The organism is Pseudomonas sp. TH49 (assembly GCF_016650625.1).
GTDB lineage: Bacteria > Pseudomonadota > Gammaproteobacteria > Pseudomonadales > Pseudomonadaceae > Aquipseudomonas > Aquipseudomonas fluorescens_H.
In genome coordinates this window covers 2,605,106-2,629,845 of the sequence record NZ_JAEKFL010000002.1, presented here as the reverse complement: position 1 = coordinate 2,629,845, position 24,740 = coordinate 2,605,106, and the positions used below count along the sequence as shown (strand labels likewise).

General features: G+C 59.6%; 24 protein-coding genes. 20 read left to right on the top strand and 4 right to left on the bottom strand.

Translation table 11 applies throughout. The features are described from left to right. Positions 1 to 77: 77 nt before the first annotated feature. The 8 genes from fliL to flhB are packed head-to-tail and all read left to right on the top strand — an operon-like array spanning position 78 to position 5,480. Entirely contained in the window at positions 78 to 581 is a 504-nt protein-coding gene (gene fliL, locus JFU48_RS28910) for a flagellar basal body-associated protein FliL (RefSeq protein WP_003222887.1), read from the top strand. 9 nt (positions 582 to 590) lie between these two features. Continuing rightward, positions 591 to 1,559 (top strand): flagellar motor switch protein FliM, encoded by a 969-nt coding sequence (gene fliM, locus JFU48_RS28905; RefSeq protein ID WP_003222890.1) that lies wholly within the window; start codon positions 591 to 593, stop codon positions 1,557 to 1,559. A 56-nt stretch (positions 1,560 to 1,615) separates the two neighbouring features. Further along, positions 1,616 to 2,074: a flagellar motor switch protein FliN gene (gene fliN, locus JFU48_RS28900; RefSeq protein ID WP_003222891.1), complete on the top strand. Its 459-nt coding sequence runs from the start codon at positions 1,616 to 1,618 to the stop codon at positions 2,072 to 2,074. After that, positions 2,075 to 2,524: a flagellar biosynthetic protein FliO gene (gene fliO / locus JFU48_RS28895; protein ID WP_003222893.1), complete on the top strand. Its 450-nt coding sequence runs from the start codon at positions 2,075 to 2,077 to the stop codon at positions 2,522 to 2,524. It abuts the gene before it with no gap. Continuing rightward, positions 2,524 to 3,282, top strand: a complete 759-nt coding sequence (gene fliP / locus JFU48_RS28890; protein ID WP_003222895.1) for a flagellar type III secretion system pore protein FliP — start codon at positions 2,524 to 2,526, stop codon at positions 3,280 to 3,282. The genes fliO and fliP overlap by 1 nt, the downstream gene beginning before the upstream one ends. Then, positions 3,279 to 3,548 carry a flagellar biosynthesis protein FliQ gene (gene fliQ / locus JFU48_RS28885; RefSeq protein ID WP_003222897.1) on the top strand — a complete coding sequence of 90 codons (270 nt, stop codon included), beginning with the start codon at positions 3,279 to 3,281 and terminating at the stop codon, positions 3,546 to 3,548. The genes fliP and fliQ overlap by 4 nt, the downstream gene beginning before the upstream one ends. Before the next feature lie 3 nt (positions 3,549 to 3,551). Continuing rightward, a complete protein-coding gene (gene fliR / locus JFU48_RS28880; protein ID WP_003222899.1) occupies positions 3,552 to 4,337 on the top strand; it encodes a flagellar biosynthetic protein FliR in 786 nt (261 codons plus the stop codon). 3 nt (positions 4,338 to 4,340) lie between these two features. Beyond that, entirely contained in the window at positions 4,341 to 5,480 is a 1,140-nt protein-coding gene (flhB, locus tag JFU48_RS28875; protein WP_003222902.1) for a flagellar biosynthesis protein FlhB, read from the top strand. A 229-nt stretch (positions 5,481 to 5,709) separates the two neighbouring features. On the opposite strand, the gene JFU48_RS28870 is transcribed toward flhB, so the two are convergent. From JFU48_RS28870 to JFU48_RS28860, 3 genes are all read right to left on the bottom strand, one after another. Beyond that, positions 5,710 to 6,069, bottom strand: coding sequence for a DUF6124 family protein (locus tag JFU48_RS28870; protein WP_201138391.1), 360 nt, complete (start codon positions 6,067 to 6,069; stop codon positions 5,710 to 5,712). A gap of 421 nt (positions 6,070 to 6,490) precedes the next feature. Further along, positions 6,491 to 9,439: a hypothetical protein gene (locus JFU48_RS28865; RefSeq protein ID WP_201138390.1), complete on the bottom strand. Its 2,949-nt coding sequence runs from the start codon at positions 9,437 to 9,439 to the stop codon at positions 6,491 to 6,493. 342 nt (positions 9,440 to 9,781) lie between these two features. Then, positions 9,782 to 10,141: a DUF6124 family protein gene (locus JFU48_RS28860; protein WP_201138389.1), complete on the bottom strand. Its 360-nt coding sequence runs from the start codon at positions 10,139 to 10,141 to the stop codon at positions 9,782 to 9,784. A 644-nt stretch (positions 10,142 to 10,785) separates the two neighbouring features. On the opposite strand from JFU48_RS28860, the gene JFU48_RS28855 reads away from it, so the two are divergent. Further along, positions 10,786 to 11,028, top strand: a complete 243-nt coding sequence (locus JFU48_RS28855) for a hypothetical protein (RefSeq protein WP_103522545.1) — start codon at positions 10,786 to 10,788, stop codon at positions 11,026 to 11,028. Between the two features lie 162 nt (positions 11,029 to 11,190). On the opposite strand, the gene JFU48_RS28850 is transcribed toward JFU48_RS28855, so the two are convergent. Continuing rightward, on the bottom strand, positions 11,191 to 11,550 hold the full coding sequence (locus JFU48_RS28850) for a DUF6124 family protein (RefSeq protein ID WP_201138388.1): 360 nt from the start codon (positions 11,548 to 11,550) through the stop codon (positions 11,191 to 11,193). 601 nt (positions 11,551 to 12,151) lie between these two features. Between JFU48_RS28850 and JFU48_RS28845 the strand changes: the two genes are divergently transcribed. The 11 genes from JFU48_RS28845 (at position 12,152) to motD (ending at position 24,698) form a co-directional block, all read left to right on the top strand. Next, positions 12,152 to 12,826: a hypothetical protein gene (locus JFU48_RS28845; RefSeq protein ID WP_201138387.1), complete on the top strand. Its 675-nt coding sequence runs from the start codon at positions 12,152 to 12,154 to the stop codon at positions 12,824 to 12,826. A gap of 217 nt (positions 12,827 to 13,043) precedes the next feature. Then, positions 13,044 to 15,173, top strand: a complete 2,130-nt coding sequence (gene flhA, locus JFU48_RS28840) for a flagellar biosynthesis protein FlhA (protein ID WP_003222912.1) — start codon at positions 13,044 to 13,046, stop codon at positions 15,171 to 15,173. Positions 15,174 to 15,184: 11 nt separating this feature from the next. After that, positions 15,185 to 16,525 (top strand): flagellar biosynthesis protein FlhF, encoded by a 1,341-nt coding sequence (gene flhF, locus JFU48_RS28835; protein WP_003222914.1) that lies wholly within the window; start codon positions 15,185 to 15,187, stop codon positions 16,523 to 16,525. A gap of 113 nt (positions 16,526 to 16,638) precedes the next feature. Beyond that, positions 16,639 to 17,469, top strand: a complete 831-nt coding sequence (fleN, locus tag JFU48_RS28830) for a flagellar synthesis regulator FleN (protein ID WP_003222917.1) — start codon at positions 16,639 to 16,641, stop codon at positions 17,467 to 17,469. Beyond that, the gene (fliA, locus tag JFU48_RS28825) at positions 17,466 to 18,206 is read left to right on the top strand and encodes an RNA polymerase sigma factor FliA (protein WP_003222919.1); all 741 of its coding nucleotides are present in this window, start codon (positions 17,466 to 17,468) and stop codon (positions 18,204 to 18,206) included. Before fleN ends, fliA begins: the two co-directional genes overlap by 4 nt. Before the next feature lie 166 nt (positions 18,207 to 18,372). Further along, entirely contained in the window at positions 18,373 to 18,744 is a 372-nt protein-coding gene (locus tag JFU48_RS28820) for a chemotaxis response regulator CheY (protein WP_024012118.1), read from the top strand. A gap of 18 nt (positions 18,745 to 18,762) precedes the next feature. After that, positions 18,763 to 19,551: a protein phosphatase CheZ gene (locus JFU48_RS28815; RefSeq protein WP_003222924.1), complete on the top strand. Its 789-nt coding sequence runs from the start codon at positions 18,763 to 18,765 to the stop codon at positions 19,549 to 19,551. Between the two features lie 35 nt (positions 19,552 to 19,586). Next, on the top strand, positions 19,587 to 21,860 hold the full coding sequence (locus JFU48_RS28810; protein WP_103484796.1) for a chemotaxis protein CheA: 2,274 nt from the start codon (positions 19,587 to 19,589) through the stop codon (positions 21,858 to 21,860). Between the two features lie 49 nt (positions 21,861 to 21,909). After that, positions 21,910 to 23,052, top strand: a complete 1,143-nt coding sequence (locus JFU48_RS28805) for a protein-glutamate methylesterase/protein-glutamine glutaminase (RefSeq protein WP_201138386.1) — start codon at positions 21,910 to 21,912, stop codon at positions 23,050 to 23,052. Continuing rightward, complete coding sequence (locus JFU48_RS28800; protein WP_003222929.1) at positions 23,052 to 23,792, top strand: flagellar motor protein; 741 nt, start codon at positions 23,052 to 23,054, stop codon at positions 23,790 to 23,792. Before JFU48_RS28805 ends, JFU48_RS28800 begins: the two co-directional genes overlap by 1 nt. A gap of 15 nt (positions 23,793 to 23,807) precedes the next feature. Then, the gene (motD, locus tag JFU48_RS28795) at positions 23,808 to 24,698 is read left to right on the top strand and encodes a flagellar motor protein MotD (protein ID WP_003222931.1); all 891 of its coding nucleotides are present in this window, start codon (positions 23,808 to 23,810) and stop codon (positions 24,696 to 24,698) included. Positions 24,699 to 24,740 lie beyond the last annotated feature (42 nt).

Genomic DNA, 24,740 nt, shown 5'->3' with positions numbered 1-24,740 from the left:
TCCGACACTTCTGGCATAACACTTGCTCTTGCCTTGCCGTGCGACTGTGAAAACCCGAATAGTGACGGATTATTGGCATGGCGAAGAGCGAAGCAGCAGCTGTAAAAGACCCCGCGACCAAAGGCAAACTCAAGATGATCATCCTGATCGTGGTGGCTCTGCTGCTGGCGATCGGTGTGTCCGTGGGCGCGACCTGGTACTTCATGCACAGTGCTCAGAGCAAGCCTGCCGCAGCGGCCGAAGCCGCACCGACCGGCAAGCAGCCGGCGATTTTCGAGCCGATGGCGCCGGCGTTTGTCGCCAACTACAACCAGAACGGCCGTCAGCGCTACATGCAGGTGAGCATCACCATGCTGGCGCGTAACCAGGCCGATCTGGACGCGCTCAAAGTGCACATGCCGGTGATCCGCAACAACCTGGTGATGCTCTTCTCCGGTCAGGATTTCGCCACGCTGGCGACCCCGGTCGGGCAGGAGATGTTGCGCCAGAAGGCCACAGCCAGCGTCCAGGAAGTGGCGCAGAAAGAGCTGGGCAAAGTGGTGATCGAACAGTTGCTTTTCACTAATTTCGTACTGCAGTAGGAACACGACATGGCCGTGCAGGATCTGCTGTCCCAGGATGAAATCGACGCGCTGTTGCATGGCGTCGACGATGGTCTGGTACAGACCGATAACGCTGCCGAACCCGGCAGTGTCAAAAGCTACGACCTGACCAGCCAGGATCGCATCGTCCGTGGACGCATGCCGACTCTGGAAATGATCAACGAGCGTTTTGCCCGTTACACCCGCATCAGCATGTTCAACATGCTGCGCCGCTCGGCGGACGTTGCCGTCGGTGGCGTTCAGGTGATGAAGTTCGGCGAATACGTGCACTCGCTGTACGTGCCGACCAGCCTCAACCTGGTCAAGATCAAACCGTTGCGCGGCACCGCGCTGTTCATCCTCGACGCCAAACTGGTGTTCAAGCTGGTGGACAACTTCTTCGGCGGCGACGGCCGTCACGCCAAGATCGAAGGGCGTGAATTCACCCCGACCGAACTGCGTGTAGTGCGCATGGTGCTGGAGCAGGCCTTCGTCGATCTGAAGGAAGCCTGGCAGGCGATCATGGAAGTCAATTTCGAGTACATCAACTCGGAAGTGAACCCGGCCATGGCCAACATCGTCGGCCCGAGCGAAGCGATCGTGGTCTCCACCTTCCACATCGAACTCGATGGCGGTGGCGGTGACCTGCACGTGACCATGCCGTACTCGATGATCGAGCCGGTGCGCGAAATGCTCGACGCCGGTTTCCAGTCGGACCTCGACGATCAGGACGAGCGCTGGGTCAACGCCCTGCGTCAGGACGTGCTCGATGTCGATGTACCGATCGGCGCCACCGTGGCCCGCCGCCAGTTGAAGCTGCGCGACATCCTGCACATGCAGCCGGGGGACGTGATCCCGGTCGAGATGCCGGAAGACATGATCATGCGCGCCAACGGCGTACCGGCCTTCAAGGTCAAGATGGGCTCGCACAAAGGCAACCTCGCGTTGCAAGTGATCGAGCCGATCGAGCGTCGCTGAAGCGCCGCTCTCACCCCCACGCATTTAACTGAATTGTTGCCCGCCGAGGACAAATGATGAACGACGAAATGAACGCCCAGGACGATCAGGCACTGGCCGACGAATGGGCTGCGGCCCTGGAAGAGACCGGTGATGGCAGCCAGGCTGACATCGACGCGCTGCTGGCGGCCGACGCTGGCGCTGCAAGCTCCAACCGTCTGCCGATGGAAGAGTTCGGCAGCGTGCCGAAAAACAATGATCCGGTGACGCTGGACGGTCCGAACCTGGACGTGATCCTCGACATCCCGGTGTCGATCTCGATGGAAGTGGGCAGCACCGACATCAACATTCGCAACCTGCTGCAACTGAACCAGGGTTCGGTGATCGAGCTTGATCGTCTGGCCGGCGAGCCGCTGGACGTGCTGGTCAACGGCACGCTGATCGCGCACGGCGAAGTGGTGGTGGTCAACGAGAAGTTCGGCATCCGCCTGACCGACGTGATCAGCCCAAGCGAACGCATCAAGAAGCTGCGCTGAGTGAAACGGTTCCTGTGGGCGCTGCTGGCGCTGCCGTTGAGTGTGCTGGCCGCTGAACCGGCCGCCACGTCCGCCGCTGCGGTTGCCGCGCCGGCGATCGGCAGCGGTGTGGCCGGGCAATTGACGCAACTGGTCTTCGGCTTGTTGCTGGTGCTGGGGTTGATCTTCTTCCTCGCCTGGCTGCTGCGCCGGGTGCAGCAGTCCGGGCCGGCAGGCAAGGGCCAGGTGATCGAGCTGATCGGCTCCCGCGCACTCGGTCCGCGCGACCGGTTGATGCTGGTGCAGGTCGGCAACGAACAGATTCTGTTGGGCCTCAGCCCTGGCACCATCACGGCGCTGCATGTGCTGAAGGAACCGGTGCCAGTGCCGAGCAGCAGCGAAAAAGCGACCCCGGAATTTGCCCAGCATCTGCTGAAGATTCTCGGCAAGGATCAGAAGGATAAGAAGTAATGGGTGCGCTACGCATCGTCTTGACGCTGGCCCTGATGCTGGCCGCGCCGCTGGCGTTCGCCGCCGATCCGTTGTCGATCCCGGCGATCACGCTGGGCACCAACGCCGACGGCGCGCAGGAATATTCGGTCAGCCTGCAGATCCTGCTGATCATGACGGCGCTGAGCTTCATTCCGGCGGCTGTGATTCTGATGACCAGTTTCACCCGGATCATCATCGTCTTCTCGATCCTGCGTCAGGCCCTCGGCCTGCAGCAGACACCGTCGAACCAGATCCTCACCGGCATGGCGCTGTTCCTGACCATGTTCATCATGGCCCCGGTGTTTGATCGGGTGAACAACGATGCGCTGCAGCCCTATTTGGCGGAAAAACTCACCGCGCAGCAAGCAGTGGAAAAGGCTCAGGTGCCGATCAAGGACTTCATGCTCGCCCAGACCCGCACCAGCGATCTGGAGCTGTTCATGCGCCTGTCCAAGCGCACCGACATTGCCACCCCGGATCAGGCACCGCTGACCATCCTGGTGCCGGCGTTCGTCACCTCCGAGCTGAAAACCGCGTTCCAGATCGGCTTCATGATCTTCATTCCGTTCCTGATCATCGACCTGGTCGTGGCCAGTGTGCTGATGGCGATGGGGATGATGATGCTGTCGCCGCTGATCATTTCGCTGCCGTTCAAGATCATGCTGTTCGTACTGGTGGATGGCTGGGCGCTGATCATCGGCACCCTGGCCAGTAGCTTCGGAGGTGTTTCGCCATGACGCCGGAAGTGGCGGTCGATATCTTTCGGGAAGCGCTGTGGCTGACCACGATGATGGTCGCAATTCTCGTGGTGCCGAGCCTGCTGGTCGGCCTGCTGGTGGCGATGTTCCAGGCCGCTACCCAGATCAACGAACAGACCCTGAGCTTCCTGCCGCGTCTGCTGGTCATGCTGGTCACCCTGATCGTCGCCGGCCCGTGGCTGGTGCAGACGTTCATGGAGTACATCATCCAGCTCTACAAGAACATTCCGATGGTCATCGGCTGAGCCATGCAATCGCTGCTTCAGCTGACCGACACCCAGATCAGTACCTGGGTGGCGTCGTTCATGTTGCCACTGTTTCGCGTTGCCTCGATGCTGATGGTCATGCCGGTGTTCGGCACCACCCTGGTGTCGCGCCGTGTGCGTCTGTATTTCGCCGTGGCGATTACCGTGTGCATTGCCCCGGGGCTGCCGCCGATGCCGGAGGTCAGTCCGCTTGCGCTCAGCGGCTGGTTGCTGATCGCCGAGCAGATTCTGGTCGGTGCGGTGCTCGGGTTTTCCCTGCAACTGTTTTTCCAGGCCTTTGCCGTGGCCGGGCAGATTGTCGCGATCCAGATGGGCATGGGCTTCGCCTCGATGGTCGACCCGGCCAACGGCGTCTCGGTGGCAGTGATCGGGCAGTTCTTCACCATGCTGGTGACCCTGCTGTTCCTGTCGATGAACGGCCATCTGGTGGTCTTCGAAGTGCTCACCGAGAGCTTCACCACGCTGCCGGTGGGCGGCGGGTTGATGACCGCGCAATACTGGGAACTGGCCGGCAAACTCGGCTGGGTTCTCGGGGCGGCGTTGTTGCTGGTGCTGCCGGCGGTCACTGCGCTGCTGGTGGTCAACATCGCGTTCGGCGTGATGACCCGCGCTGCGCCGCAACTGAACATTTTCTCCATCGGTTTTCCGCTGACCCTGGTGCTGGGGCTGTTCATCGTCTGGGTCGGTCTGGCGGACATTCTCAATCAGTATCAACCGCTGGCCACCGAGGCCTTGCAGTTGCTACGCGAACTGGCACGGGCGCGCTGAGGCATGGCTGAGAGCGAAAGCGGTCAGGACAAAACAGAAGACCCCACGGAGAAACGCAAAAAGGACTCCCGTGAGAAGGGTGAGATTGCCCGTTCCAAAGAGCTCAACACCCTCGCGGTGATGCTCGCCGGTGCCGGCGGCCTGCTGGTGTTCGGCGGCATGCTGGCGCAGGAATTGATGGATCTGATGCGCCTGAATTTCTCGCTGTCGCGGGAAGTGATCATGGATGAAAAGTCCATGGGCACGTTCCTGCTGATCTCGGGCAAGATCGCGCTGGTGGCGATTCAGCCGATCATGATCACCCTGTTGCTGGCCGCACTGATCGGGCCGATTTCCCTTGGCGGCTGGCTGTTCGCCGCCGGCTCCATGGCGCCGAAATTCAGCCGGATGAACCCCGGTGCGGGCCTCAAGCGCATGTTCTCGATGAAGGCCGTGATCGAGTTGGTCAAGGCGCTGGCCAAGTTCCTGATCACCCTGTTCGTGGCGCTGATGGTGTTGTCGTCCGACATCGATGACTTCCTGCGCATCGCCCATGAACCGCTGGAGCAGGCGATCATTCACAGCGTGACGCTGGTGGGCTGGAGCTCGCTGTGGCTGGCCTGCGGTTTGATCATCATCGCTGCGGTCGACGTGCCGGTGCAGTTGTGGGAAAGCCACAAGAAACTGCTGATGACCAAGCAGGAAGTGCGCGACGAGCACAAGGATCAGGAAGGCCGGCCAGAGGTCAAACAGCGCATCCGCCAGACCCAGCGCGAGATGTCGCAGCGGCGGATGATGGCGGCGATTCCCGACGCCGACGTGGTCATCACCAACCCGACCCACTACGCCGTCGCGCTCAAGTACGACTCGGAGAAGGGCGGGGCGCCAGTATTGCTGGCCAAGGGCAGCGACTTCCTGGCGCTGAAGATCCGCGAAATCGCCGTCGCCAACAACGTCATGCTCCTCGAGTCGCCGGGGCTGGCGCGCTCGATCTACTACTCCACCGAACTCGACCAGGAAATCCCCGGCGGCCTCTATCTGGCGGTCGCCCAGGTGCTGGCCTACGTCTACCAGATCCGCCAGTACCGCGCCGGCAAGGGCAAACGCCCGGATCCACTCAAGGACGATTTGCCGATCCCACCGGATTTGCGCCGCGATTCCTGACCTGACAGTGACACAATAAAAAACCGCCATCCTGATTGAACGGGACGGCGGTTTTTTATGCCTGAAGACATCTGTCGGCTGTGAGGCCGCTTTCGCGAGCAAGCCCGCTCCCACAGGTTCGGCGTGTAGGCACAGGTTTGTGATCGTCCCCAATCCCTGTGGGAGCGGGCTTGCTCGCGAAGACGTTAGCAGCCGCAACGCCTCATTCAAAGCTTGTCACCGATCCCTGTTACTGCAGCAATTCCAGATTATCCAGCGCCCGATTCACCGCCAACTCCCCGAGCATGATCAGTTGTGCGATGCCCAGCAGCGTCCTGCGCTGCGACGCCGGTATGAGGTGGGCGAAGTCATTGGCGATGGTTCTGGCTGAGGCGAGTGTTTCGCAGGCATCGGCCAGCAGTTCTTCGTTTTTGAAGTCTGCGGTCACGGCGTACATCGAGCGGGTTTTACGCTGAATGGGCGTGGCGCCGGGCGAGCAGAGGTAGTGGTCGAGGGCACGGTCGGCGGCTTCGTGGAGCTTTTTTGAATCGAGGGATTCGTAGGGGGAGGTGGTGTCGGTATCGGGTGGGTTGGGTGTTGGTTTGATCATGGTGAAGCTCCTTTGAGGTGGAGCCGCTACAACCTGTCGCTAAACAGGAGGGGTGGCGGCTGTACGCAGGTTAGCGAACCGGTCAAAGGCACCCGGCAGACCCGAAGGTCTCCCGCATACAGCCACCATGACGAAATCGCGAAAATACAGATCCGCAACGAAGCCTGGAGCGCTGATGCACCTTTGAATTGAGTTCGAGTCGCTAAACCCGATCGCTGATTCGTCAGCGACCGAGCCACAATAGAACCCGCCCCCAAAGCGCACAAGCCGGCGGATTCTGGCGTAGCTGTAGGCAATGGCGCAAGGATGTGTAGCCTTGGAGGCGTGTCTGGAGGTGTCTTTTAAACACCTCCACTTAATACGCAGAAGATCGGGTGACTCTCTGGATGCAATATCACCCTTCTCTGTCTGCTATCCTTATTTACAGTTTGAATGTGAAGCAGTCTAATAAATAAGCGTCATTTGCTCCTGAGATTTCCATTTCTACTATTTCGGAATAAGTGGCAGTCATATTGTCCAGCTGCGAGGGTAACTCATTACTTTTAAAGTTTTGTGTGCCAAGGAGAAGTCTGTTGGGTCCAAAAAAAGTTACTTTGGTGGTCGACTTTGTCTGGTTGTACCAAAAACTAATCGATGAATAGGGTTTTTTAAATGTTATTAGGATTTTGGCAGCTGAAGTTGACCATAGATATAAAACATTCTGGTACATTTTCCCCTCCTGTGCAGGAGGTTTCGGTCGCGGCGGATTGAGCGTGTCCAGTTTTGCGATTTCTAGTGTCGTGGCGGTGGATAATAATTTGATTGTCATGGCTGGGGTTTCGATTGTTCCGTTAAAGCCAATTGATTGAATCGGTACCTCATCGAAATTTTCTTCAAGTATCACGTTTTGTATTTTGTAATTCCTCTCTGGGAACTTGGTTGTTATCAAGTCGCCTGAAGTGTCGGTGGATGTATTAAATTCAATGTTGAGGTTGCTGTTGTTTTTTAGTTTTTTTAATTCTTCAAGCGGCAGAAGAGTGCTGAAGCCGGGAGGTGTGGTTGGTTCGTTTTTGACCAGCTCCGATTTGAAATCAGTGTCGTCAAAATACTCCCCTTCCAGTACTAACGAGATTAATTCACCAGGGATGTGCGGCCAGGGGTTGACAGATATTGTGTCTGTTGGCTCTAGCTTCGTTACGTCGAGATCGTCGCCGGAGGCGCGATTGATAAAGGGAGTAGGGAGTCGTGCGTCCTCATCTGCAATCTTCAATATGTTCACTTCCAATAGACCTGACTTTCCTGCCTGCCCTCCATTGCGATTCAAATTCCAGTGCAGCTTTATCTCCTTGCCTTGCCTTGCCGCGAGAAACGTCTGGCTCAACACCGTGTTCACCCGTTTGTTGCTGTTGAACTCCACCAGTGGAAACTGCGGCGAGCCTGCCGGTGGGTTTACTTCCACGAGACGTCCCTTGTCGCCGCTCAATGCTTCAAGGAATTCGATGCGCACCGTCACGCCGTTCGGGTAGGCCAAGACATCAATCGGATCTTTTGCCGGTGCTACAAGAAACGGTGGCGGTAGCTCCCCCAGTGCCGTCCCGATGCGCAGCGTCAATTCCCGAGAGTGCCCCAACTGCACGCCGCCGCGCTGAATACTGTAATCAGCGACCACCGTATCGTTCAGGTTGGCGGTCACGTATTTTTTCTCAACGGTAATCCGCACAGGCCTGCCGGCGGTGGCGGGGATCAGGTCGACATGACTACTGATGCTGCCGCCACTGGCTGAGCCGCGCCAGCGGTAATTCACGCGGTCCTTGTCGAGGGTGTCGAGGTACGGGATCACCAGCGTGGCACCGGTCGGCGGCACGTTGTCCGGATCGAGCACATCATTGGGTGCACCCTCGACTTCCGGCCGGTCGAACGTCGGCAAGGCCACGCCGACCTGCATCATGAACGGCAGCGACTCGCGAACGCTCAACAGCCCCGTTTCGCTATTGGTGACGACGTAATAGACCTTGACGCGCAGGCCATCGAAACGCTGGATTTCGGCATTGCTGACGCTGCGCAGGACGGGCTGATTGTCCGCTACGTTACCGACCGGGCGGGGATCTTCGTAATAAACGGTGTCGTTACCGGGCGTCCGGGCCCACCAGATCAGGTTGATCAGGTCGCTGCTGTTGCGACCGAAATACCAAGGGATCTGCACAGTCGCCCAGCGCGTTTCGGGTGGCAGCGTGCCGCCCGGTGCCTCGTCGACGGTGGGGGCGACTAACTGGCTGATGTCGCCATTCACGGTGACGCTGGCATTTTTTGAGGGGCGGTCGCTTTCACCGCTGCGACGGCGCACATAGCCGACCGAGGCTGCGCCTTTGGCGATGGCTTTGACGGCGGCGTTGGGGATGGGGAAATCGAGCTGGAAAGGCACGTACAACACCTCTTTTTCCAGCGGCCCGACGATGATTTGCGACCCTTGCGCCGGGGTGCCGAACCAGGTCAGGAACACTTTGTCGCCCACCGCAAAATTGTCCTTGGTGATGTACACGCGGGCGTTCACATCGTCATCCCCGAGCTGATCGAGGTCGATGCTATTGGTTGGAATTCCGTTGACCAGCGCCTGCGGTTCGTCCAGCCGATTGCCCCCAAGGTCCACCAGCATATGATGCGTCGCCGACCAGGGCGCGCGTTCGTCCGGGAAGTTACCGCAGCGATCAATGACCTGATAAGCCACCGCGACACGATCGCCATCCCCCGCGGCGTCGATAACGGCGCGGCTGAAAACGACCTCAATCGGGTTGCTGATCGGGTCCTGGGCCTGTTCCGGCGTAACGACATGCACCACTTGCTGGCTACCCCAGCGGGCGAGAATGCGGTCGTATCGGGTGAGGTTGCGGTAGGGCACGATGTGCATCGTCACCCCGCTGGGCGGCAAAGTTTCATCGACCTCGTCGTGGGAGAGGGAAAACCTGAGATCGGAGTGGCCGTCATCGCCGGCAATGTCATCGTACTCGCCGGGTCGGGTGAGTTTGACCAGCAAGGTCAGAACGGGCGCCGAATCCTCCGGGGACTGATTCTTTTGCTTGATCCGGTAGAACACTGGCGTGGCATCCCCCTCCAGCACGTGCGCCTTGGCAATGGTGAAAGCTACATCCTTGTTGAGCTCGGCATCGTTCTCGATGAACTTGCTCCAGACCGCTGCGCTGCCATTGCCCCAGAACACCTCGGCCAGATCGCCAATGGCCATGTCCTGCCAGGCGGAGATGACGCCTTGCAGATCGCCTTCCACGGCTCTGATGGGGATGCCGCCGTTATAGTGTTCGGCAGGGCTGAGGCTGACCAGCGCCGGAAAATACGGAGGTCTGGGGGCTTTAGGGGTAGGGGCTGCTTGGCTGGACATTTGGCGAACTCCGGTCGGAGGGGTTGGTGACGGAGTTATTGAGCGCGGATTGGAGGAATTGCGCACCTGTCAGATCTGACAGGTGCTGGCGGGTTTCCGACAAGTGGTCATGTGGGCTGAAGGGAAGAGGCGACAAACCGCAGTCCGGTTAAATGAGGTGGCGGTTTTTTATGCCTGGAGACATGTGTCGGCTGTGAGGCCGCCTTCGCGAGCAAGCCCGCTCCCACCGGTTCGGCGTGCAGGCACAGGTTTGTGATCGACCCCAATCCCTGTGGGAGCGGGCTTGCTCGCGAAGACGTCAGCAGCCGCAACGCCTCATTCAAAGCTTGTCACCGATCCCTGTTACTGCAGCAATTCCAGATTATCCAGCGCCCGATTCACCGCCAGTTCGCCGAGCATGATCAGTTGCGCGATGCCCAGCAGCGTCCTGCGCTGCGACGCCGGTATGAGGTGGGCGAAGTCATTGGCGATGGTTCTGGCTGAGGCGAGTGTTTCGCAGGCATCGGCCAGCAGTTCCTCGTTTTTGAAGTCGGCGGTCAGGGCGTACATCGAGCGGGTTTTGCGTTGAATGGGCGTGGCGCCGGGCGCGCAGAGGTAGTGGTCGAGGGCACGGTCGGCGGCTTCGTGGAGTTTTTTTGAATCGAGGGATTCGTAGGGGGAGGTGGTGTCGGTATCGGGTGGGTTGGGTGTTGGTTTGATCATGGTGAAGCTCCGTGGTTGATTTAGCCGCCACGGCTCATCGCTAAACAAGTAAAGGTGGCGGCTGTACGCAGGTTAGCGATCCGGGTCACAGAAACCCCGGGTAGACCCGAAGGTCTCCCACGCACAGCCACCATGAAATCAAGTGCAGGTCGAAAACTGCAATTGAGATTGGGCATTGGTGCGTCTGTAAGGTGTCGGATCGCTAAACCCGATCGCTGATTCGTCAGCGACCGACCCACAATAGAACCCGCCCCCAAGGCGCACAAGCCGGCGGATTCTGGCGTAGCTGTAGGTAATGGCGCAAGGATATGTAGCCTGGAAGACGTATCTTGAAGTGTCTTTTAAACACCAAAGTTTAAAGAGCAATTTTCGCCGACTGCACTGACCCGTTCGCGAGCAGGCTCGCTCCCACATTTGGAATGTATTCCACTTCCGGATTTGGAATGCATTTCCACTGTGGGAGCGAGCTTGCTCGCGAAGGCGTCAGTCCAGGCGCGAAATTTTTCCGTTACGCCCTCAGCCTGATGCCTTTGGTCTGAAAGCAGGCGTGACCTGTCAACTCTGACAGGTGCATGTAGCTTTCTTTTGCCGTTTGATTGCGGGGTGATTCCGCGCACTTCGCGCGACTGCACGGGAGCAAGGCAATGAAAGGCACATTCAGCAGCTATGACCCGAAAACCGGTAAAGGCACCATTACGCCAGATCCAGAGCCTGCATCAACAGGTTTTTCTTTTGGCGCGGCCGCGGCGGGAGTTCTGTTCGCCGAAGATTACCCGTTCAGCATTCCATTGGCCGAGGCCGGACGTGTGAAGATCAAAAAGGATAAAGCGGTGGAGTTCGACAAGCCATCAACGGCTGGTGGCGAAGCCACGAACCTGAAGTATTAGTTTCCCCCGAAACCAAAAGATCGCAGCCTCCGGCAGCTCCTACAGGGATCGGTGTAGGAGCTGCCGAAGGCTGCGATCTTTTGATCTGGCTTTTGAAAAAAAGATCGTCCGGTCGCGGCCCGAGCTTTCGGCAGTTCCTAAAGGGGAGGGCAGAGAAGCGTGCTACTGCGGCAACTGCAGGTTATCCAGCGCCCGATTCACCGCCAGTTCGCCGAGCATGATCAGTTGTGCGATGCCCAGCAGCGTCCTGCGCTGCGACGCCGGTATGAGGTGGGCGAAGTCATTGGCGATGGTTCTGGCTGAAGCGAGTGTTTCGCAGGCATCGGCCAGCAGTTCCTCGTTTTTGAAGTCGGCGGTCACGGCGTACATCGAGCGGGTTTTACGTTGAATGGGCATGGCGCCGGGCGCGCAGAGGTAGTGGTCGAGGGCGCGGTCAGCCGCTTCGTGGAGCTTTTTTGAATCGAGGGATTCGTAGGGGGAGGTGGTGTCGGTATCGGGTGGGTTGGGTGTTGGTTTGATCATCGGTAAAGCCTCTAGAGTAATGAAGCTGACACCGTTCGCTGCTAACGAAGGAGGTGGCGGCTGTACGCGGGTTAGCAGACCAGGACTCTAGAACCCGGCGCACCGAAGTGCCCCACGCAAAGCCGCCATAACGACAACGGACTTTGTGCGTCTAGAGAAACCCCAGGCTGCTAAACCCGATCACTGAACAATCAGCGACCGACCCACAATAGAACCCGCTCCCAAGGCGCACAAGCCGGCGGATTCTGGCGTAGCTGTAGGCAATGGCGCAAGGAGGTGTAGCCCGCAACGCGTGTCTGGAGGTGTCTATTAAACGCCAACGTTTAAAAGTGCTGCTCATGATTCTGTGGTGTCGCGGATGGCCTCTTCGCGAGCAAGCCCGCTCCCACAGGGGATCAGTGTGATACCCCCTATCTGTGTTCATTGCGGCGCGATTCCTGATAATTCAAAAGACCGCGGCCTTCCGTTTATCTGAAAAAGACCTCTACCTGTTAGTTCTGACAGTGGACACAAAGGGCATTCGGCTATTCCATGTTCCTTGGCAGGTTTCACGGGCAATTCGCCTTCTGACCTGTCTTTAACATTCGCCAAGGAGAAGGTCATGCCAGAGAACTACAAAAAGCTTGAAGGAATGAGGTTCGAGTTCGTTTCCGGGTCGGTGGCGAAAGAGTCTGATCATATCGCTTGCACGTTCACTTTTAAGGCGATGTTGGACTTCACGCATTTCGTGCACATGAGCAATGCGTATGTGCCGGGCTATCTCGATTCGTATATCAATGCGATCAAGCCAAGGTTGGACGGGGTAGCCCACCATAGTCTCTACAACCGATTCAATAGTGCCGCTGGCAACATTGGTACTGTTGAAGAGTTGGTCAGAGTTTTCTCTTCGCCCAACAACTACTCCGATACATGGAGTAGCAATGGCACCGGCCTACTGGCGCGTTATCACAAACCACAATTTCACATGGTCGGTGATCAGTTACAGGTCACGGGTGGGCAGGACTTTCGATGGGAGGTCGAGCCGGAGGTCGAACGGAAGATCGAGCCGCAGGATGTGCCGGACATTTACTTTGTCTGGGCACTGATTGTGATGAAGGCATACCCCGAAGATCCTTTTCATCAGCCTGAGGAAATCGTGACATTAGGCTATTCTGAGGAAGCGTTTGTCGACGTGGGAGGGAGTCCGATCCGTAAGGGTACGCGCTATCTGGTGGGCCGCGATTTGCGTCTTGGTGAGATTAATCCAGAGCAAATTTTGACTGCCGGGTATCCGTGAGTGCGCGTGTTTTTCTGATTTTTGTTCACCGCTAATGGTGATAGCCGTCCTGAGTCTGTTTTGCGGTCGGCTCCATGGCGCCCAGCTTCTCTCAAGACACTTCCCCGAAACAAAGCTCAATTTCAATCCCCGGCAAAAGTTGGAAGGCTTCTTGCAGTAGCCGCCGTGCGCCTGCTTTGGGCGTCAAAAGTTTGCTTTAAAGGAACGGGGAAAACCGGTGGATCGCTCTCAGTTAATCAACAGCGCACGCTCGAACATTGCCGACCTCAGTCGAGGCAATCTGGGCGTGCCGTTGTTGCTGCTGGTCATGCTGGCCATGATGATGTTGCCGGTGCCGCCGTTCCTGCTGGACGTGTTCTTCACCTTCAACATTGCGCTGTCGATTGTCGTCCTGCTGGTCTGCGTGTACGCACTGCGGCCGCTGGATTTTGCGGTGTTCCCGACCATTCTGCTGGTGGCGACGCTGCTGCGGCTGGCGTTGAACGTGGCCTCGACGCGGGTGGTGATGCTTCACGGTCAGGATGGCCACGCCGCTGCCGGTAAGGTGATCCAGGCCTTCGGTGAGGTGGTGATCGGCGGTAACTACGTGGTCGGTATCGTGGTGTTCGCGATCCTGATGATCATCAACTTCGTCGTGGTGACCAAGGGTGCCGGGCGAATTTCCGAGGTGAGCGCGCGCTTCACCCTCGATGCAATGCCCGGCAAACAAATGGCAATCGACGCCGACCTCAACGCCGGTCTGATCGACCAGAACCAGGCGAAGCTGCGCCGTCAGGAGGTCGCGCAAGAGGCCGAGTTCTACGGTTCGATGGACGGTGCGAGCAAGTTCGTCCGGGGTGACGCCATCGCCGGCCTGCTGATTCTGTTCATCAACCTCATCGGCGGTATGGCCGTCGGTATCTTCCAGCACAACATGACCTTCGCCGACGCGGGCAAGGTTTACGCCTTGCTGACCATCGGTGACGGTTTGGTGGCGCAACTGCCATCACTGTTGTTATCGACAGCGGCAGCGATCATGGTGACCCGTGCTTCCGGTTCGGAAGACATGGGCAAACAGATCAATCGCCAGATGTTCGCCTCGCCCAAAGCCCTGGCGGTGGCCGCTGGTTTGATGGCCGTGATGGGCCTCGTCCCGGGCATGCCGCACTTCTCGTTCCTGAGCATGGCCGCGCTGGCTGCCGGTGGCGCGTACCTGTTCTGGAAGAAGCAGAACGTCGCCAAGGTGCAGGCGCTGCAAGAGGTTCAGCGTCAGCAGGAACTGCTGCCGTCGCCGGCCCGCGCCATGGAAACCAAAGAGCTGGGCTGGGATGACGTGACGCCGATCGACATGATCGGTCTGGAAGTCGGCTATCGCCTGATCCCGCTGGTGGATCGCAATCAGGGTGGTCAGTTGCTGGCGCGGATCAAGGGCGTGCGCAAGAAACTCTCGCAGGATCTGGGTTTCCTGATGCCGACGGTACACATTCGCGACAACCTCGATCTGGCGCCGAGCGCCTATCGCCTGACCCTGATGGGGGTGATCCTCGCCGAAGCCGAGATCTACCCGGATCGCGAACTGGCGATCAACCCGGGGCAGGTCTACGGCACGCTCAACGGCATTACCGCCAAAGATCCGGCTTTCGGCCTGGAGGCGGTGTGGATTGAAGTCAGCCAGCGTGCGCAGGCGCAATCGCTCGGTTACACCGTGGTCGACGCCAGTACCGTGGTCGCGACGCACTTGAACCAGATTCTGTACAAGCACTCCAGCGAGCTGATCGGCCACGAAGAAGTGCAGCAACTCATGCAATTGCTGGCCAAAAGCTCGCCGAAACTGGCTGAAGAACTGGTGCCGGGGGTGGTGTCGCTGTCGCAGTTGCTCAAAGTGCTGCAGGCGCTGCTGGCCGAACATGTGCCGGTGCGCGATATCCGCAGCATTGCCGAGGCTATCGCCAACAACGCCGCCAAGAGTCAAGATACCGCCGCTTTGGTGGCCGCAGTACGCGTCGGGGTATCCCGCGCCATCGTCCAAAGCATTGTAGGCACTGACTCCGAGCTGCCTGTGATCACCTTGGAACCAAGGTTGGAACAAATATTGCTCAATAGTCTGCAGAAGGCAGGACAAGGCTCTGAAGAGGGCGTTCTGCTGGAGCCAAGCATGGCCGAGAAGCTGCAGCGTTCGCTCATCGAAGCGGCGCAGCGCCAGGAAATGCAAGGTCAACCGGTGATCCTGTTGGTAGCAGGCCCGATACGCGCGATGCTTTCGCGTTTCGGCCGCCTCGCAGTCCCAGGGCTGCACGTGCTGGCCTACCAGGAAATTCCGGACAACAAGCAAGTGACCATCGTTGCGACAGTAGGGCCCAACGGCTGAGGTAGTGGTTTATGCAAGTTAAGCGTTTTTTCGCCGCCGATATGCGTCAGGCCATGAAGCTGGTTCGTGATGAGCTGGGCGCTGATGCCGCCATCATTGGCAACCGCCGCATTGCCGGCGGCGTCGAGCTGACGGCGGCGCTGGATTACAAATTGTCGGCGCTGGCGCCACGGGTTCCGAACATGGAACTCGAGGACGAGCTGCGCAAGACCCAGTCGCGCATCGTTACCGCCCAGGCCGAACTGAGCCTGCGTGGCGAAGCCGACGGCAACACCAATCGCCAGTTGTTCGCCGGGCTGCCGTTGACGGCCGGCCTGCCGCTGACCGCTGCCGAGCCGTTGAGCGAACCGACTTACGCCGCCCCGGCGCGTCCGGCGCCAGCGCCTGCCCAGTCGTCCGCCGGCATCGATCCGCGTGCGCTGGATTCGATGCGTTTCGAATTGAACAGTCTGCGTGAGCTGATGGAAGTGCAGCTCGGCACCCTGGCCTGGAATCAGCTGCAAGGCAGCCGTCCGGCACAAGCCAATCTGTATCGTCGTCTGCAACGCATCGGTCTGTCCGGGCCGTTGTCGCGCGACTTGCTGGCGATGATCACCGACATCGAAGAACCGCGTCAGGCCTGGCGCATGCTGCTCGCGCACCTGGCGCGAATGATTGCCGTACCGGAAGTCGAGCCGTTGGAAGAGGGCGGAGTGATTGCCATGGTCGGCCCGGCCGGCATGGGCAAGACCACCACCCTGGCCAAACTCGCGGCGCGCTACGTGCTCAAGTACGGCGCGCAGAATGTCGCGCTGGTCAGCATGGACAGCTTCCGCATCGGCGCCCAGGAACAACTCAAGACCCTGGGGCGGATTCTCAATGTGCCGGTTACGCACGTCGATCCGGGCCAGTCGCTGGTGCAGGCACTCGACCCGCTGCTGCGCAAACGCGTGGTGCTGATCGATACCGCCGGCCTGCAGGCCAGCGATCCGGCACTGCGCATGCAGCTGGAAAGTCTGGCCGGGCGTGGCATCCGTTCAAAAAATTATCTGGTGCTGGCAACCACCAGCCAGAAACAGGTTCTAACCGCCGCTTATCACAGTTACAAGCGTTGCGGGCTTGCCGGCTGCATCCTGACTAAACTGGATGAGACGGCCAGCCTTGGCGAAGTGTTGAGCCTGGCGATCAGTCATGAACTGCCGGTCGCCTACCTGACCGACGGCCCACGGATTCCGGATGATCTGCATCTGCCGCGCCGTCATCAATTGGTCAGCCGCGCCGTCAGCGTGCAAATGCAGGAAGAACCCAGCGAAGAAGCCATGGCTGACATGTTCGCTGATATCTACCACAGCCCGACCAAGCAGGTTGGCTGAGGTAATGAACAGTTTTTGTACCTACATCGATGGTCTGCCATGCATTGTTCCGGTTGAGAACGCGCAGCCAGTAATGTGGCCTCCGTCTATGCAAGACAAGGTAAAGAAATAACATGGGCAGCATGCATCCCGTACAGGTGATCGCGGTGACCGGCGGCAAAGGTGGCGTCGGCAAGACTAACGTGTCAGTGAACTTGTCTCTGGCGCTGGCAGAGCTTGGCCGTCGGGTCATGCTGCTGGACGCCGATCTGGGGCTGGCGAACGTCGACGTTCTGCTGGGACTGACCCCCAAACGCACTTTGGCCGATGTCATCGAAGGCCGCTGTGAGCTGCGCGACGTGCTGTTGCAGGGCCCCGGCGGGATCCGCATCGTGCCGGCCGCGTCCGGCACCCAGAGCATGGTGCACCTGAGCCCGGCACAACATGCCGGTCTGATTCAGGCCTTCAGCGACATCGGCGACAACCTCGATGTGCTGGTGATCGACACCGCTGCAGGTATTGGTGACTCGGTAGTCAGTTTTGTCCGCGCCGCGCAGGAAGTGTTGCTGGTGGTCTGCGACGAGCCGACCTCGATCACCGACGCCTACGCGCTGATCAAACTGCTCAACCGCGACTACGGCATGAACCGCTTCCGCGTGCTGGCCAACATGGCGCAGAGCCCGCAGGAAGGGCGCAACCTGTTCGCCAAGTTGACCAAGGTCACGGATCGCTTCCTCGACGTCGCCTTACAATACGTCGGCGCGGTGCCGTACGACGAAAGCGTGCGCAAGGCAGTGCAGAAGCAGCGAGCGGTCTATGAAGCCTTTCCGCGTTCCAAGTGCGCGCTGGCGTTCAAGGCGATCGCGCAGAAGGTCGATACCTGGCCGCTGCCTGCCAACCCGCGCGGTCACCTGGAGTTTTTCGTCGAGCGCCTCGTGCAGCAAACGGCAGGGCCTGTGCTATGACCGCCAGCGGTATGAACTACTACAAGAAGTCGGCACGTGACGCGCAGTACGAGTTGATCGAGCGTTACGCGCCACTGGTCAAGCGCATTGCCTATCACCTGCTGGCGCGCTTGCCGGCGAGTGTGCAGGTTGAAGACCTGATTCAGGCCGGGATGATCGGCCTGCTCGAAGTCTCGACCAAATACGACGCCAGCAAAGGCGCCAGTTTCGAAACGTACGCGGGCATCCGGATCCGCGGCGCGATGCTCGACGAAGTACGCAAAGGGGACTGGGCGCCACGTTCGGTTCACCGCAACACCCGTATGGTCAGTGACGCAATTCGGGCAATTGAAGCTAAAACCGGCCGTGACGCTAAAGATCACGAGGTTGCGGCCGAACTCCAATTGAGTCTCGACGATTACTACGGGATTTTGAATGACACCCTGGGCAGCCGGCTGTTCAGTTTCGACGACCTGTTGCAGGACGGCGAACACGAAGGGCTGCACGAGGATGGCGCCAGTGCTCATCTTGAGCCGTCACGCGATCTGGAAGATGAACGCTTCCAGGCGGCGCTGGCGGACGCGATTGCCAATTTGCCGGAGCGTGAGCGACTGGTGTTGGCGCTGTACTACGACGAAGAGCTGAACCTCAAGGAGATCGGTGAAGTCCTTGGCGTCAGTGAATCGCGGGTCAGCCAGTTACACAGCCAGTGCGCGGCCCGTTTGCGGGGGCGTTTGGGGGAGTGGCGAGCGCGCTGAAGGCAGTGTGGGGACACTGCGAACGAGGCTGGTGCGGTGATGAACGGCACCGGTCTTGCTCTGTTGTGCTCCAGACAGTCTTCGAGTGCTGCGCCGATTGATTGAAGTGGCGCGTCCAGGTGCTGGGCGCGTTTAAGACTGCTTGGAGGTCGAATTGAACAAAGACATGAAAATCCTCATCGTTGATGACTTCTCAACGATGCGGCGGATCATCAAGAACCTGCTGCGGGATCTTGGGTTCACCAACACCGTCGAGGCCGACGATGGCACTACCGCCATTCCGGTGCTCAACAGCGGCAGCATCGACTTTCTGGTAACGGACTGGAACATGCCGGGCATGACCGGTATCGACTTGCTGCGCCACGTGCGTGCCGATGAAAAACTCAAGCACCTGCCGGTGCTGATGGTGACCGCTGAAGCCAAGCGCGAGCAGATCATCGAAGCGGCCCAGGCTGGCGTGAACGGCTACGTGGTCAAACCTTTCACGGCTCAGGCGTTGAAAGACAAAATCGAGAAGATTTTCGAACGCATCGGCTGATGAACGCGCGGGGGAGCTATGGAGCATAACGAATCTTCACAGGGCGATTTCGAGTCGACCCTGAAAAAACACGCGGTCGAACTGGTCGAAAGCCTTGAAAAAGGCAGGTTCGGCGACGCTGTGCAACTGATCCATGAGCTCAATCAGACCCGTGACCGCGGCCTGTATCAGGAAGTGGGCAAGCTCACACGCGAACTGCACAGTGCGATCGTCAACTTCCATATCGATCCGCACATGCCGCAGGCCGAGGAAGTGTCGCAAATCACCGACGCCACCGAACGCCTGGGCTATGTGGTCAAGCTGACCGAAGCCGCGGCCAACCGCACCATGGATCTGGTGGAAAGCGCCACGCCGGTGGTCAATGGCCTGGCTGAAGAAGCTCAGGCCTTGAGCACCGATTGGGGGCGCTTCATGCGTCGCGAAGTCGGGGCTGAAGAGTTCCGCGAACTGGCGCGCCGGGTCGACGGTTTTCTGTCACGCAGCAGCACGGACAACCGTGCGGTGTCGAGCAACCTGAACGACATCCTGCTGGCTCAGGATTACCAGGACCTCACCGGTCAGGTGATCAAGCGTGTGACCCAGTTGGTCACCGAAGTCGAAAGCAATTTGCTCAAACTCGTACTCATGGCCAGTCAGGTGGACCGCTTTGCGGGCATCGAACACGACCGTGCTGCGATGCTTGCAGAAAAAGATCCACAAAAACATCTCTCGCAGGGTGAAGGTCCGCAGATTCATGCCGATAAACGAGAAGACGTTGTGTCCGGTCAGGACGATGTGGACGATTTGTTATCCAGCCTTGGATTTTGAGTTTAGGTTTTTAGACCTGTAGGAGCACCCCATTAATGAGCTTCGGCGCCGATGAAGAGATCCTTCAGGATTTCCTGGTTGAGGCCGGCGAGATTCTTGAGCAACTGTCCGAGCAACTGGTCGAGCTGGAAAGCCGCCCGGATGACGCAGATCTGCTCAACGCAATTTTTCGCGGTTTCCACACTGTAAAAGGGGGCGCCGGCTTCCTTCAGCTCAATGAGCTGGTGGAGTGCTGTCACATCGCCGAAAACGTGTTCGACATCCTGCGCAAGGGTGAGCGTCGCGTTGATGCAGAACTGATGGACGTGGTGCTTGAAGCACTGGACGCGGTGAACAGCATGTTCAGCGAAGTCCGTGAGCGTGCACCGATCACTGCTGCAACCCCGGAACTGCTGGCTGCGCTGGCGCGTCTGGCCGAACCGCAATCGGCGGACGAAGCCCCGGCTTCGCCAGTGGCCGAGATGATCGAAGAGCTGGTCGTCGAAGGCGATTCCGGCGACATCACCGATAACGAATTTGAACAGCTGCTGGATTCGCTGAACGCCGTCAAGGCTGAAGCCGAAGCCCCGGCCGCTGCTGCACCTGCGCCAACTGCCGATACGGCAGCGAGCGATGAAATTACCGACGCTGAATTCGAGTCGTTGCTCGATCAGTTGCACGGCAAAGGCCAGTTCGCGCCAGACGCCGTGGCACCGACAGCGGCCGCTCCGGCGGCACCGGCTGCCGGTGACAGCTCGGACATCACCGACGACGAATTCGAAGCACTGCTCGATCAGTTGCATGGCAAGGGCAACTTTGCCGTTGAAGCGCTGGAGTCGGCGATCGCCTCGGCACCGGCTGCGCCAGCCGCTCCGGTGGCCGCTGCCGCCGGCAGTGATCTGATCAGCGATCACGAATTCGAATCACTGCTCGACGAGTTGCACGGCAAAGGCAAGTTCACCGATGTCGGCGCTGCTGCTGCGGGCACCGCGTCGACCGTGGCCGCGCCAGCCGCCAAGGCCGCCGCCGCTCCAGCTGCTGCACCGAAAGCAGCGCCCAAGCCTGAGCCAAAAGCTGAAGCGCCAAAACCGGCTGCCGCTGCTGCACCGGCGCCGGCCCGTGCCGCCGCTGCTCCGCCACCGGAAAAACCGGCCAGCGAAGCCGAAACCACTGTTCGTGTCGATACCGCGCGTCTCGACGAAATCATGAACATGGTCGGCGAGCTGGTACTGGTGCGTAACCGTCTGGTGCGCCTGGGCCTCAACAGCGGCGACGAAGCCATGTCCAAGGCCGTGTCGAACCTCGACGTGGTCACGGCTGACTTGCAGACCGCGGTGATGAAGACCCGGATGCAGCCGATCAAGAAGGTCTTCGGGCGCTTCCCGCGTCTGGTTCGCGACCTCGCGCGTCAGCTCAAGAAAGAGATCAACCTGGAACTGGTGGGTGAAGAAACCGACCTCGACAAAAACCTTGTCGAGGCCCTGGCCGACCCGCTGGTTCACTTGGTGCGTAACGCTGTCGACCACGGCATCGAGTCGCCGGAAGAGCGCGAAGCGTCGGGCAAGGCCCGCGGCGGTCGCGTTGTACTGGCCGCCGAGCAGGAAGGCGATCACATCCTGTTGTCGATCTCCGATGACGGCAAGGGCATGGACCCGAACGTCCTGCGTTCGATCGCGGTAAAACGCGGTGTGATGGACAAGGACGCGGCCGATCGCCTGAGCGATACCGAGTGCTACAACCTGATCTTCGCCCCGGGTTTCTCGACCAAGACCGAGATCTCCGACGTGTCCGGCCGCGGTGTCGGCATGGACGTGGTGAAGACCAAGATTTCCCAGCTCAACGGTTCGATCAACATCTACTCGACCAAGGGCCAGGGTTCGAAGATCGTCATCAAGGTGCCGCTGACGCTTGCGATTATGCCGACCCTGATGGTCATGCTCGGCAATCAGGCGTTTGCGTTCCCGTTGGTCAACGTCAACGAAATCTTCCACCTCGACCTGTCGACCACCAACGTGGTGGATGGCCAGGAAGTGGTGATCGTGCGGGACAAGGCGCTGCCATTGTTCTACCTCAAGCGCTGGCTGGTCAGCTCCGCCGCTCACGAAGAGCAGCGTGAAGGCCATGTGGTGATCCTTTCGGTGGGCACTCAGCGGATCGGCTTCGTCGTCGATCAACTGGTCGGCCAGGAAGAAGTGGTCATCAAGCCATTGGGCAAAATGCTCCAGGGCACTCCGGGCATGTCCGGCGCCACCATTACCGGTGATGGCCGCATCGCTCTGATCCTCGATGTTCCAAGCATGCTCAAGCGTTACGCCGCACGGCGTATTTGAATCCGGGGCAGCGGGGCGACGACGTCCCGCTGCGCCTAATGGAGTGTTTATGGCAGTCAAAGTCCTGGTGGTGGACGATTCGGGTTTTTTCCGCCGCCGCGTCTCGGAAATTCTTTCAGCGGATCCGAGCATCCAGGTGGTCGGCACGGCCACCAACGGTAAAGAGGCGATCGATCAGGCCCTGGCCCTCAAGCCGGACGTGATCACCATGGACTACGAGATGCCGATGATGGATGGCATCACGGCGGTGCGGCACATCATGCAGCGCTGCCCGACTCCGGTGTTGATGTTCTCCTCGCTGACGCACGAAGGCGCCCGGGTCACCCTGGATGCGCTGGACGCCGGCGCGGTGGATTTCCTGCCGAAGAATTTCGAAGACATCTCGCGCAATCCCGAGAAGGTCAAGCAACTGCTGTGCGAGAAGGTCCACAGCATCTCGCGCAGTAATCGTCGTTTCAGTGCCTACAGTGCGCCGGCTCCAGCCGCTGCACCGACGCCTGCACCTGCCCCGGCGCCAGCGGCTTCGAGTTTCAGCAGCCACAGCGCTGCTGCTCCGACGCGTCCGGCCCCGGCTCCGACACCGGCTCGCGCGCCGGCTGCCAGCGCTTCGTCGCCGGCACCGAAACGCAAAGCGTACAAACTGGTTGCCATCGGTACTTCGACCGGCGGCCCGGTTGCCCTGCAACGGGTGCTGACCCAGTTGCCGGCGAACTTCCCGGCGCCGATCGTGCTGATCCAGCACATGCCGGCGGCGTTCACCAAGGCGTTTGCCGAGCGTCTGGACAAGCTGTGCCGCATCAGCGTCAAGGAAGCCGAGGATGGCGACATCCTGCGTCCGGGCCTGGCGCTGCTGGCGCCGGGTGGCAAGCAGATGATGATCGACGGCCGTGGTGCGGTGAAAATCCTCCCGGGCGACGAGCGTCTGAATTACAAGCCGTGCGTGGACATCACCTTCGGTTCCGCGGCCAAGTCCTACGGTGACAAAGTTCTGGCGGTGGTCCTCACCGGCATGGGCGCCGACGGCCGTGAAGGCGCGCGTCTGCTCAAGCAGGGCGGCAGCTCGGTATGGGCGCAAGATGAGGCAAGCTGCGTGATCTACGGCATGCCGATGGCCATCGTAAAAGCCGATCTGGCTGACGCGGTGTATGGGCTGGACGACATCGGCAAGCACATCGTCGAGGCGTGTATCTGATGGATGTTCTAAGCCTTATCGGGATCATCATGGCGTTCGTCGCCATCATCGGCGGCAACTACCTTGAAGGCGGTCACCTCGGCGCGCTGGCCAACGGCCCGGCGGCGCTGATCGTTCTCGGTGGCACCATCGGTGCCGCGCTGCTGCAATCGCCGATGAGCGCCTTCAAGCGCGCCATGCAGATCCTCGCCTGGATCCTGTTCCCGCCACGGGTCGACCTGGCCGGCGGTATCGACCGGGTGGTCAACTGGAGCCTCACCGCACGCAAGGAAGGCCTGCTGGGGCTGGAAGGCGTAGCCGATGCCGAACCGGACAACTACTCGCGCAAGGGCCTGCAACTGCTGGTTGATGGCGCCGAACCGGAAGCGATCCGCAGCATTCTCGAAGTGGATTTCTACACCCAGGAAGCCCGCGACATCGAGGCTGCCAAAGTCTTCGAAAGCATGGGCGGCTACGCGCCGACCATCGGCATCATCGGTGCGGTGATGGGCCTGATTCATGTGATGGGCAACCTCGCTGATCCGACCCAATTGGGCAGCGGCATTGCCGTGGCATTCGTCGCGACCATTTACGGCGTGGCCAGTGCCAACCTGGTGTTGCTGCCGGTGGCGGCCAAGCTCAAGTCAATCGCGTTGCGGCAGTCGCGTTATCGCGAAATGTTGTTGGAAGGTATTTTGTCGATCGCCGAAGGTGAAAACCCTCGCTCTATCGAGCTGAAGCTTCAGGGCTTCATGGATTGATGGGGGTAATGGACTATGGCTCGCCGCAGGCATCAGGAAGAACACGTTAATCACGAGCGTTGGCTTGTGTCGTACGCGGATTTCATCACGTTGTTGTTCGCGTTCTTCGTGGTGATGTACTCGATCTCGTCGATCAACGAAGGCAAGTACAAGGTCATTTCCGAAGCGCTGATCGGGGTTTTCACCGACTCCGATCGCTCGCTCAAACCGATCCCGATCGGTGAGGAACGCCCGAAAACCGTGACCCCGGCCAAGCCGTTGGTCAAGGACAGCGAGCAGGTTGATGCCGGTATCGCCGGTGCCAGCGATCCGCTGAAAAGCATTGCCGATGACATCAGTGCCGCGTTCGGCGACTTGATCGCCTCCAACCAGATGACCGTGCGCGGCAACGAGTTGTGGGTCGAGATCGAACTCAATTCCAGCCTGTTGTTCGGCAGCGGCGACGCGATGCCGAGCGATATCGCCTTCAACATCATCGACAAGGTTGCAGCGATCCTCAAACCGTTCGACAACCCGATCCATGTCGAAGGCTTCACCGACGATCAGCCGATCCGCACCGCGCAGTACCCGACCAACTGGGAACTGTCCTCGGCGCGTTCGGCGAGCATCGTGCGCATGCTGGCGATGCAGGGTGTGAACCCTGGTCGTCTGGCCTCGGTGGGTTACGGTGAGTTTCAGCCGGTGGCCAACAACGCCACCGCCGAAGGCCGGGCGAAAAACCGTCGCGTGGTGCTGGTGGTGTCGCGCAACCTTGATGTGCGCCGCAGTCTGACCGGTACCGGAACCGCCAATGCGCAACCGGACGCGGCATTGAAGCGCGCTGGCACACAAACTGCACCGACCCCGGTCAAGACGCCGGGACGCGAGAGTGCCGTCAATTCTCCGTCACCCGCATTAATACGCTGAGCTATGTCTCGGTCGAGCATCTCGGCCGGGAGGAACGAACCG